Source organism: Dapis hubbardiae BLCC-M172 (assembly GCF_050016015.1).
GTDB lineage: Bacteria > Cyanobacteriota > Cyanobacteriia > Cyanobacteriales > Microcoleaceae > Trichodesmium.
In genome coordinates, this window is record NZ_JBNHEQ010000292.1 from 47,054 (window position 1) to 57,677 (window position 10,624).

At 37.1% G+C, this 10,624-nt stretch carries 6 protein-coding genes; 3 read left to right on the forward strand and 3 right to left on the reverse strand.

The window, feature by feature from the left end; translation table 11 throughout:
• Positions 1-16 precede the first annotated feature (16 nt).
• On the forward strand, positions 17-4,363 hold the full coding sequence (locus ACP6PK_RS27050; RefSeq protein ID WP_426564296.1) for a CHAT domain-containing protein: 4,347 nt from the start codon (positions 17-19) through the stop codon (positions 4,361-4,363).
• A 369-nt stretch (positions 4,364-4,732) separates the two neighbouring features.
• Positions 4,733-6,088, forward strand: coding sequence for a tRNA (N6-isopentenyl adenosine(37)-C2)-methylthiotransferase MiaB (miaB, locus tag ACP6PK_RS27055; protein ID WP_426564298.1), 1,356 nt, complete (start codon positions 4,733-4,735; stop codon positions 6,086-6,088).
• Between the two features lie 486 nt (positions 6,089-6,574).
• Here miaB and ACP6PK_RS27060 read toward each other — a convergent pair whose 3' ends face one another.
• Entirely contained in the window at positions 6,575-7,012 is a 438-nt protein-coding gene (locus tag ACP6PK_RS27060; RefSeq protein ID WP_426564300.1) for a hypothetical protein, read from the reverse strand.
• A 688-nt stretch (positions 7,013-7,700) separates the two neighbouring features.
• On the opposite strand from ACP6PK_RS27060, the gene ACP6PK_RS27065 reads away from it, so the two are divergent.
• Complete coding sequence (locus tag ACP6PK_RS27065) at positions 7,701-8,462, forward strand: dienelactone hydrolase family protein (protein ID WP_426564302.1); 762 nt, start codon at positions 7,701-7,703, stop codon at positions 8,460-8,462.
• Between the two features lie 287 nt (positions 8,463-8,749).
• Here ACP6PK_RS27065 and msrA read toward each other — a convergent pair whose 3' ends face one another.
• Together msrA and ACP6PK_RS27075 are read right to left on the reverse strand one after the other, a co-directional pair.
• A complete protein-coding gene (gene msrA, locus ACP6PK_RS27070) occupies positions 8,750-9,283 on the reverse strand; it encodes a peptide-methionine (S)-S-oxide reductase MsrA (RefSeq protein ID WP_426564304.1) in 534 nt (177 codons plus the stop codon).
• Positions 9,284-9,803: 520 nt separating this feature from the next.
• On the reverse strand, positions 9,804-10,624 hold an 821-nt coding region (locus tag ACP6PK_RS27075; RefSeq protein ID WP_426564306.1), incomplete at its 5' end, for a phage tail protein.

Here is a 10,624-nt window from a genome sequence, read left to right on the forward strand (position 1 = left end):
AAATTCATCAAAAATTATGGCAAAAGGATTTGGAAAAAATCAAAATCAAACCGAAAACAAAAAAGGGCAAAAAACTTACCGAGCTTTTCTTGATGAAATATTATTTGCAACTGCAAACAGTCGAAAAAATCCACAATTGATGTTCTGTTTGATAGAGGAAAATTACCAGAAATTGAATGATGGATTTGTAGAATTTTTGCAACACTGGCTAAAGCTTAACCTTGCTAAAGAAAGCCTAAAAGTAGCAGAATTAAGAGCTAAATCAATTATTGATTTTAGTCTATATATTGGTGAATTTCCCAGAGGCGATATAGAAATTAATATAGAAATTGCAATAGCAGGAATTGAAGCAGCTATTACCTTTTTTAAACGCGATTTTTTCCCCGAAGAATGGGGTTTATGTCAAAAAAATATTGCATCTTTTTACCGTCGCCGAATTAGGGGAGATAAAGCAGAAAATTTAGAGAAAGCTATCGCTGCTTGTCAAAAAGCTTTACAAGTTTTAACTCGCGATATTTTCCCTAAAAAATGGGCAATGACACAAAATACTTTGGGGCTAGTTTATAGCGATAGAATAAAAGGAGATATTTCCGAAAATCAAGAAATAGCTATTAGTTGCTATAAAGCTGCATTAGAAGTATTTAACCGTGAAGTTTATGCTAGAGAATGGGGGCGACTTCAACACAATTTAGGACTAGCTTACAAGAGAAGAATAAAAGGTAATTTACGAGATAATCAGGAAACAGCGATCGCTTATTATGAAGCAGCTTTAGAAGTTCGTACTCGTGCAGAATTTCCTGAAAAATGGGCACAAACTCAAGCTGACTTAGGTATTGTTTATAGTGAGAGAATTTTAGGTAATCCCAGAGAAAATATTGACAGAGCGATCGCCTATTATCAAGCTGCTTTGGCAATATATATTCCTACTCTTTTTCCCATAGGATTTAGTTTTGTTGAAACACTTTTATTAGCTGCATATAAATTGAGAGATGACCTAGAGCAAGGTGGAAAAGAAATAGCTTTTATTCTCCAGATATTTCAAGTAATTCACAAACATATTCTACTTCCCGAAAGTCAGGAAAATTTAATTCCTACAAATACAATGCCAGAAGTTGACGAGCTATTAATTGAATCTGGCAACAGCAATTCAGCAATGGGTAATTTTACAGAAGAAAAAGCTTTCTACGCTTTTATTTCTGCCAACCTAGAAAAATTAGACGATAATTTTATCCAATTATTTCGTAATTGGGCGACAGTTAAGCTATCCGCTGTTGACGGGGATGAGGCTAAATACATAGAGATAAGTATTTTCTTTTTTAGCATTCTAATGCAAAAGTTTTCTCAAGGCAACATAGCTATAAACTTAGAAATTGCTATTACTGGTTATGAAATATTATCTCCGGTTTTTTCCGAGGGAGAAAATAGTGCAAATAAACTTATGAAAGCTCAAATATTAAATAATTTGAGCTTTGCTTACACAGAGCGGATATATGGAAATAAAGCTGAAAATTTAGAAAAGGCAATATCTCTTGGTGAAACAGCTTTAAAAATTGTTACCCCCCATAAGGATGCTTTTTTATGGGCTAACTTACAAAATAATTTAGGAGGAGCATATAGTTATCGAATTAAAGGAGATAAAGCAGAAAATTTAGAAAAAACAATTCAGCATTTTACCTTAGCTTCAGAAGTATTTACCCGTGAGTATAATCCCTTTCTTTGGGCTGGTTTAAAACACAATATTGGAGATGCCTATGGTCATAGAATGAAAGGCGATCGCTTGGAAAATATGGAATTAGCAATTAAATATATTGAAGCTTCTTTAGAAGTTTACACAAAAGAAAATTTTCCGAAAGAATGGGCAAACAATCAAAATACTTTAGGGTTTATTTATTCTGAAAGAGTGCGTGGCGATCGCCAAGAAAACTTGGAAAAAACAATTGAATATTATCAAAGAGCTTTGCAGATTTTTACTCCCCATAATTACCCAGAATTTTATGGGAAAACTAAAATGAATTTAGCCAATACTTATCGCGATCGGCTCAAAGGTAATTCTGTTAAAAATTTAGAAATAGCTATTGCCACTTATCATAATGTTTTAGAAGTTTTCACACAAGAAGCATTTCCTGATAAATGGGCTTCTACCCAAAACAATTTAGGTATGGCATATTCTAACCAAATACTAGGAAACCCTTCAGAAAATCAAGAATTAGCAATAAAATCTTATGAAGCAGCTTTGCAAATTTATACTGAAGAAAAATTCCCCAGAGAATGGGGGATGACTCAAAAAAATCTGGGAGTTATTTACGCCAACTTTATTAAAGGTAATTCCTCAGAAAATTTCGAGAAGGCAATGACATTTTACCAAGCTGCAGGACGAGTCTTTACCTACGATAGTTTTCCTAAATATTGGGCAAGAAATCAATATAATATGGCAGCCACTTACATAAAATTAGAGAAAATAAATGAAGCGATCGCTTGTTATCAGTCAGCCTTAAAAATCTTCACTCCCAAAACTTTTACAATGGACTGTTTTTCAACTGGGCGCATACTTGGCGATCTTAGCTTCAAAACAAATAGATGGGAAGAAGCTATTCAGGGATATGGTATAGCCATTGATGCAGTAGAAACCAGTCGCAGTTGGATAACTTCCGAATCTCGTCGCCAAGCAATAATGGAAAATGTTATTGATGTTTATTTTAATATGGTGCAAGCTTGCATTAACGCAGACAACTTAGAAAAAGCTCTCGAATATGCTGAACGTTCTAAGTCAAAACGCCTCGTAGACTTGATGGCAAGTAATGACCTCAGTCAAGGAGGCGAACTTTCTCCAGAAGTTCAGGAGTTGCTACAGCAGTATGACGACTTGCAACAAAAAATCGACCAACAACACCATCAAAAGAGTTCCGATAATAATCGAACCATAACAAAAGTAGGAACTAGCAGTAGTCAAAGAGCATCTCTCAACGCTTACAACGAAAAAGTCGCCCACCTAGAAGCGGAAAAACAAAAAATCTGGGAACAACTCAGAAAACTTGACCCAGTTTTAGCAGGAGAAATTCAGGTGAGCCCCCCAGACATAACCGCCATCCAAAAATTTATCGACAAACCTACTACTGCTATCCTCAGTTTTTACAACACTGCCGACAATACCTATATATTTGTCTTGCGCCAAAACCAAATTTCTCTTCATACCTGCTCCCAACAAGGTATGGAAATATTGCAACCTTGGATTTATGAAAGTTGGTTATTGCCTTACCTACCTGGAGAAAATGAAACTAAACAACAAAAAGAAGAAAGACAGTCGAAATGGTACGAGCAGATGAATGATATTTTGGCAGAAATAGGGGAAAGACTCCAACTTGATCGCCTCATTACAGAATATCTCAACGGTATCGAAGAACTAATTCTCATTCCCCATCTCTATCTACATCTAATTCCTTTTGCAGCTATTCCCATTTCTGTACCGACGTTGGATGCGAAGGATGTAGGGACGTTGCATGAAACGTCCCTACATGAAACGTCCCTACATTTTGGAGATAAATTTCTGATTCGCTACGCCCCCAGTTGCCAAATTCTCGAATTTTGTCATCAACGAGGAGAACTGGAAACCGCAACCTGGCAATATGGCATCGTTGAAAATGCAGAAGATAATCTCCCTTTTGCAGGTTTTGAGGGAGAGCAAATTTCTAAACTGTTTAATATCCCCGAAACTAACCGCCTCCGAGGCAAAACTCAAGCAACTCGCTCCAACTACCAGCAGTTAGCAAATACAGTTCAACTTCTCCATTCCTGTCATCACGCCGAATCTCGTTTTGATAAACCTCTGGAGTCATTGTTAAAGTTGAGCGACGGGAATATTACCTTGGGGCAGTTGATGAGTCCGGGGTGGCGGTTGCCGAAATTGTCGGATGTGTTTCTTTCTTGCTGCGAGACTGGTTTAGGTACTCCACAGATAACAGATGATATTCTCACTTTGGCAACTGGGTTTTTATGTGCAGGTGCCAGGAGTGTTATTAATACTTTGTGGTCAGTGGATGATTTTGCAACTGCCTTGGTTGCGGTATTTTATTATGAGGAACGACAACTTGGTAAAAGTCGTCCTCAAGCTTTATGGGAAGCGCAGATCAAATTACGGGGTATGACAAAAGAGGAAGTTAGAAAATTATTGTCACCAGTTAAACAAAAACGAGCAGAAGCAAAGGATAAGCGAGACCAATATCCAGCAAATTCACCAGAGTATCAGGAATGGCATCGCCAGTATTGTCAATATAGTTCAGTGTACAGCAAAATTCTCGATATCCAAAATAAAAATCCTTTCTCTCATCCTCGTTATTGGGCAGCTTTTACTGCTCAAGGTTTATAAAATAAGGAATAGGGAATAGGGAGATTTGTAAGTAGCAAATTTTTTGCATTTCACATTATAGAGCACTTTTCATTTGATTAGACCACAATGTAGGGACGTTGCATGCAACGTCCCTACAGGGTTATCATTTTTTTTATGTGGTTTGTTGACCTGAAAACTGCTGTAATCAGCAAATTTATGATATAATATTAAACCCTTGTATACTATAGTGGTTTTTTAATCTATGAGGTACACTTTTAGATCCCCCCTAACCCCCCTTGATAAGGGGGAAACCTTCAAATTCCCCCTTTTTAAGGGGGAATTTGGGGGATCGTAAATGTACCTCATAACTATGGGAATTGCTATATCATTTTATTCTAATAGTTTATTATGAATACAAATACTAATCGCTATCACATTACCACTTTCGGCTGTCAAATGAACAAGGCCGACTCCGAACGCATGGCAGGTATCCTAGATAATATGGGCCTCATCTCTTCAGAAGACCCCAACGATGCCAACATCATTCTATACAACACCTGCACTATTCGCGACAATGCCGAACAAAAAGTCTACTCTTATCTTGGCAGACAAGCAAAACGCAAACACCAACAACCAGACCTAACTCTTATTGTTGCTGGATGTGTCGCTCAACAAGAAGGAGAAGCACTATTGCGACGAGTGCCTGAACTAGACTTAGTTATGGGACCCCAACACGCTAACCGTTTGCAAGATTTATTAGAACAGGTATTCAATGGCAACCAAGTAGTCGCTACTGAACCCATTCATATTGTCGAAGATATCACTAAACCCAGACGGGATAGTAAAATTACTGCTTGGGTAAACATAATTTATGGTTGCAACGAACATTGCACCTATTGCGTCGTTCCTAGCGTGCGCGGTGTCGAACAGTCTCGCTATCCTGAAGCTATTCGCGCTGAAATGGAAGAGTTGGGGAAACAAGGTTATCCAGAAATTACATTGTTAGGGCAAAATATTGATGCTTACGGACGCGACTTACCGGGAACAACACCAGAAGGACGCAATAAATATACATTCACAGATTTACTTTATTATGTGCATGATGTATCAGGTGTGGAACGCATTCGTTTTGCGACAAGTCATCCCCGCTATTTCACAGAACGTTTAATTAGAGCGTGTGCTGAGTTACCCAAGGTTTGTGAACATTTCCATATTCCGTTTCAGTCTGGAGATAATGAATTATTAAAAGCGATGGCAAGAGGTTACACCCATGAGAAATATCGCCGAATTATTGATAAAATTCGCGAACTGATGCCAGATGCTTCTATTAGTGCTGATGCAATAGTAGGTTTTCCTGGGGAAACTGAGGAACAATTTGATAATACGCTGAAATTGGTAGACGATATTGGGTTCGACTTGTTGAATACTGCTGCTTATTCTCCCAGGCCGGGAACTCCAGCAGCTTTATGGGAAAATCAACTGAGTGAAGAGGTGAAAAGCGATCGCTTGCAACGGTTGAATCATTTGGTGGGTGTGAAAGCAGCAGAAAGGTCGCAACGTTATATGGGTCGTATTGAAGAGATTTTAGTTGAAGACACAAACCCTAAAAATTATGCTCAAGTTATGGGTCGTACCCGTGGCAACCGTCTCACATTTTTTGAGGGGGATATTAATCAGTTGAAAGGTAAATTAGTAAAAGTGAAAATTACTGAAGTACGTCCGTTTAGTTTGACTGGTGAAGTGAATAAATTTGTAGCGGTCTAGGAATTATAAGGATATGTTTAATAAATAAAATTCATATTTTGATAGAAAGCTCTACTTTCACAATTTTAATGAATCACTGAAATAAAATAATCAAAATTATTTCTAGTAAACCATTCTTAAATGTAGAGATGTTTAATATTTTATCCAATATTTCTACATTACACTGCTTTTCTGATTTATAAACCCCATAGTCACAACCAAAACCTTGTAGAGACCTTCCATGGAAAGTCTCTACTGTAGTCTACTAATCATAAAACTCCTGTAATTTGTAGTATTTTTTTTGGTCAATGACAAATATGATGTAATTTGCACCCAGATAATTTCCTAATTTTTTTAGATACAGAAACAGTTTGTTTCATTCAACAATAAATTTTTTGATGAACAATAGCATATAAGCTATCAAATTAAGTCTTAACAACTTGCAAATACAGGAATAATAATCAACTGTTATTTGTAAAAATTTTTCTCATAACTTAATTAGTAAATCTACTCCCCTCTGTAAGTTACTTGTTCTTTCCTAACTACCAGTCCGTTTATAGCCATACTGAAATGAGTATTGTCGATCATAAAAGTTTTACTTCCATCAATAGCTAAATATCCTTGTTCACCAGTAACAGGTAATTCTAAAAGTTGATTAGGATTTGATTTTGCACCAGCTACTAAAGTTAATTGACCATTAGCATTACGACAAATATTGGCAAAATAATTTTTTGATTCAAAGTATTTTACCTCAGACCAATTTTCTCCTTTTTTCTCACAAATACGCCACTCCTGACGGGATGTTTGAGCAAGTAACATAGATTTGTTATTAGTTTCTCCAGGAGTAGATGCTAAAACTTTAGCTGAAGAAGTTAATAATACAAATGTACTAAGTGTAAATGCTCCCAGTTTTAAAAGTTTTTGATTAACCTTAGGTAAATTCATAGCAAACTCCTTAATAAGATGTAAAATTAGCTTAGTATTAACAAATCAAATTTTTGTTTTGTAAAAATTCGTAACAATGAATCAAATTAGTTTTTTCATTGCTTTTTAACTTTCTAATATTATTATCAGCTAAAAATCATCAAATATCTACCCAGAAAATACTGAACTTTTATAGATAATTTTGTGAAGACAAATTGCCTATAAAATGACTAGATAAAATTAGCTATACTCTACTGTTTATGAGGAATACAGCCTTTCAAAGTCTAAAGTTTGTTCAGCAATACCCACCTAGAGACTACCGAGAAATTACGGAATTTTGCTATTTTTGCTAGGCAGTTACAGTTATTCAGGAAATAGTACAAAATATCAGAACTATTCGGTGACTCCGGTGTTTTCTATTTCTTATTCCTGAAGGTATTATCAGAGAGCTGTTTTTAGCCTACCACCTATTACTATCATTACTTGTTTATCACTACCAGGAAAAGTTAGTCTGTAATACTATGCCGATAAAATAACGTTACATACTCTTTATTTATAAATCAGAATAAATAAGAAATATGGAATATAAATTTGTAGCAACTATTTATGCAAATATATAACTCAATTCTCAATAAACGTTCATCATAAACTTCAAAAAGGTAAGGTAGTGTTGTAGAAAAATTCTTGGGTACAACAATGGAGGTAATAGGTGCAAATTACTAAACGTAACGTTAATTTAATCGTTGATGACAGTTTAATGCGTGTATATGTAGCAACCCCTAAACCACCAGGAATTTACCCAGGTATTGTATTTTACTCTGATATCTATCAGTTAGGAGGCCCAATAATTCGTCTAGCTAACTATTTGGCGGGGTATGGTTATGTAGTTGCTGCTCCAGAAATTTTTCATCGAACTGAGCCAATAGGTCTTGTTATGGAGCCAGATGACCTAGGGAAGATGCGGGGTAATGATAATGCTCGTCGAACAGCAGTACCTGAGTATGATGCGGATACCCAAGCTGTAATTGAATTTCTCAAAGCAGAAAATTCTGTTGCTGCGGATAAAATAGGTGCTATGGGTTTTTGTATTGGCGGACATTTAGCTTTCCGCGCTGCCTTTGAGAAAGATATTAAAGCTACAGTTTGTTGTTATCCCACTGGCATTCCTAGTGGGAAGTTAGGTAAGGGAGTTGCTGATACTATTAAACGAGTGAATGAAATTGAAGGTGAGATACTTATTGTTTTTGGTAGTAAAGATCCTCATACACCAGAAGGCGATCGCCAAACTATTAGTCAAACTTTGGAGCAAACTGGTGTAACTCACCAAATTTTCTTATATGAAGCAGAGCATACTTTTATGCGTGATGATGGTTATCGTTATGACTCTGCTGCAACTACTTCAGCTTGGTCTGAAATTATACCTTTTTTTAATCGTGTGTTTGAGAATAAGGGAGTAGGGAGTAGGGAGTAGGCAGTAGTGGCGTGACACATCTAAAATGTTGTAATACTAGGGGCGGGTTCCACGTTAAATTAACGAGTTTAACCATCAGATCAAATAAACCCGCCCCAAAATAAATACCCACACTCATTAGCTGTGTCAGTCTACTAGGGCGATAATTCGCGTTGCTGAATTAAGGGATGAATGTAAGTGGGATGGGCATCTTGCCCGTCCGAAAATATCTGGAACAGGTCTAAAATATTTCTAGGAAGGTTCTATGGAACCTCCCTTTTTAACTAAAATGGGATAACTATTTAGATTTAGGCAGATACTTTATCTGGGAAATATTTCTTGAGTTTTTGTAACTTTGGCGGAATTGAAAATACACAATAAGGTTGATAAGGATTCTTATTAAAATAGTTTTGATGATATTCTTCAGCTCTATAATAATCCTTCAAATCAACTACTTCAGTTACGATAGGATTTTTAAATGTGCCATTATTACTCAAAGTTGAAATTACTTCTTGAGCAATATCTTTTTGTTCTTGGGAATGACACATAATAATTGAACGATACTGAGTACCAACATCATTTCCTTGTCTATTGAGTGTTGTGGGGTCGTGAGTCGCAAAAAATATCTCTAATATTTCACCCAGGGATATTTTCTCAGTATCAAAGGAAACTTTGACAACCTCAGCATGGCCAGTTGTTCCAGAACATATAGACCTGTAGTCAGGATTTTTAGTCTTCCCTCCAGCATAACCAGACTCTGCTTCTTTTACTCCTGCCACAGACAAAAAAACAGATTCTACGCACCAGAAACATCCGCCACCTAATACGATTGTATCTAACATTATTGTCGCCTCCAAATTTTGGCTCTAATTTCCATTAGATATTTATTGTAAACTGATTAGAGAGCAATAAGTTTTAGATAGAGATAGTCTTGAGCCTTTGTTAAACAAATTCTTCCTAAAGCTTATCGGGAGGATAAACCCAACAAAACCTCTAAAAATTTTGGTTTATTCTGTGGGAAGCAAACTATATTTCTCAAACCAAAGTACATAATTTAAGGTTTTTGCTTTTAACAGCAACCCTATTTAATTAGAGAGTAATAAAGTCAAAAGTAGATTTTTTGAATTTACTTTGGATAAATTAGGTATGAGAATTGATTTTCAATTGACTGTATATATCATGCTTATAAAAATTTGCATAAATTGAATAAAATTCCAAATTTTCAGCTAAAAAAAACCTTGCAAGTTCTTGTAACCTGCAAGGTTTAATAATTAGTTTGTTCTGATATTTGATTGGTTTAAATCAGCTATCAGATTTTTTTAGTAGAAATCTACTAAAAGCAGTTTAGCTTTATTAGCTATTTCATTCATCAGCAAACATCAATTCCTGAACTTGTTCTGCTGCTGCTGCTTCTAAGGCCAACTGTTGAAGTGTTACAGTGTTGTCGTTAACGTCTAAATTTCCACCATCTACAACTGCATTAGGCACCTCGTCTGCAGGTATAAAATTACCGCTACCAGCAGGAAACTCAACAAACAATAGACCTGTGACAGCATCTGTTTCAGTAGGCAATGTATTCAGGGGACGACCAACTGGACTAATGTTAACTAAATTAGGTAGTGCGAAGTTATTAACTCCATCGCCTCCGAACTGAGTACCGACTATACCAAATAGCTGCCCATTACCAGCGATCGGCAATACTTGACCTTCAAGAGAGAAGAAACCAGGTGGTACAGATAGACCAGGCCACAGAACAATTTCTCCAGTTAAAAAGTCTGCCGGAGCATTGTCTCCAGCAATTATGTAGCCTATTGGGAATGTTGGGATTCCAGGACCAGCAGGACCAGCAGGACCAGTGGCACCTACAGGACCAGCAGGACCTACAGGACCGATAGCACCAGTTGCACCCACAGGACCGGCAGGACCTACAGGACCGATAGCACCAGTTGCACCTACAGGACCAGCAGGACCAATTGGACCAATTGGACCTACAGGACCAGGGGCACCAGTTGCACCTACAGGACCTATAGGACCAGCCGGACCAGGGGCACCAGTTGCACCTACAGGACCTATAGGACCTACAGGACCGGGGGCACCAGTTGCACCTACAGGACCAATTGGACCAGCCGGACCAGGGGCACCAGTCGCACCTACAGGACCTTCCGGACCAATCGGACCTACAG

Excerpts from the sequence above, each read along its gene's own strand:
- ACP6PK_RS27050 (WP_426564296.1), top strand. The coding sequence starts at position 17 with ATGGCAAAAGGATTTGGAAAAAATCAAAATCAAACCGAAAACAAAAAA.
- miaB (WP_426564298.1), top strand. The coding sequence starts at position 4,733 with ATGAATACAAATACTAATCGCTATCACATTACCACTTTCGGCTGTCAA.
- ACP6PK_RS27060 (WP_426564300.1), bottom strand. The coding sequence starts at position 7,012 with ATGAATTTACCTAAGGTTAATCAAAAACTTTTAAAACTGGGAGCATTT.
- msrA (WP_426564304.1), bottom strand. The coding sequence starts at position 9,283 with ATGTTAGATACAATCGTATTAGGTGGCGGATGTTTCTGGTGCGTAGAA.